The 984-nt window shown below is 63.2% G+C and carries 1 protein-coding gene and 1 pseudogene; one reads left to right on the plus strand and one right to left on the minus strand.

Annotated features, from left to right (window positions below; translation table 11 throughout):
• Nucleotides 1-262 (plus strand): annotated as a pseudogene (locus tag EN781_RS33190) (FADH(2)-oxidizing methylenetetrahydrofolate--tRNA-(uracil(54)-C(5))-methyltransferase TrmFO); the annotation flags it as partial.
• Here EN781_RS33190 and EN781_RS33195 read toward each other — a convergent pair.
• The coding region (locus EN781_RS33195) for a sterol desaturase family protein (protein WP_145965819.1) at nucleotides 263-984 on the minus strand (722 nt) is incomplete at its 5' end.

Genomic DNA, 984 nt, shown 5'->3' on the forward strand with positions numbered 1-984 from the left:
ACTCACCACCGCCTTCGGCGCCCTGCTCAACCACATCACCGGCGGCCACCTCGTTTCCGACGACGAACCGGGCAAACGCTCCTTCCAGCCGATGAACGTCAATTTCGGCCTTTTCCCGCCGGTGGAAGCGCCGAAGATCGAAGGCAAACGCCTGCGCGGCAAGGACAAGACGGTCGCCAAGCGCCACGCGATCACGGGGCGCGCGCTGGCCGATTGCCGCCAATGGCTGGGCCTGCCGGCGCAGGCAGAGGCGGCTGAATAGCTACTCCGCAGGCTCCGCGTTCGCAGTCGGCAAGCCCGGCTTGCCCGCATCGCCCGGATTTCGCCTGACATAGGCCGCCTTCAGCGTCTCCGACGTCTCGCGCGAACCGTCATGGCTCCAGCCGGGCGGCCGGACGAAATAGTTGAAACGCTGGCGCAGCGTCAGCCCTGGCATCAGCGTGTCCTTGAACATGCCGATCCATTCGTGGAAGGCCACTTTCAGCGGGTTGAAGGTGCCGATGTTCTTGACGATGCCATAGCGTGGCCGGTCCTCCTCCAGTTCCTCGACGAACGTGCCGAACATGCGGTCCCAGATGATCAGCGTGCCGGCATAGTTGGCGTCCAGATAGCGCGGATTGGTGGCGTGGTGGACGCGGTGGTGCGAGGGCGTATTGAAGATGAACTCGAACCAGCCCCACATCTTGCCGATCGCTTCGGTGTGGATCCAGAACTGCCAGACCAGGTTGAAGCCGAAGGTGAAGGCAATCACCGCCGGGTGGAAGCCGAGCAGCACCAGCGGCGCCTGCAGCACGAACATGAAGGTGAACAGCCCGGTCCAGCTTTGCCTGAGCGCCGTCGACAGATTGTAGTGCTGGCTGGAGTGGTGGTTGACGTGCTCGGCCCACACCCAACGCACCCGGTGCGCGATGCGGTGATAGACATAGTAGCGCAAATCATCGAGCAGGAAGGCAGCCAAAAACACCCAGACCGACAGGCCGAGAT

The sequence above is a fragment of the Mesorhizobium sp. M4A.F.Ca.ET.090.04.2.1 genome, assembly GCF_003999085.1.
In the GTDB taxonomy this organism is placed as follows: domain Bacteria; phylum Pseudomonadota; class Alphaproteobacteria; order Rhizobiales; family Rhizobiaceae; genus Mesorhizobium.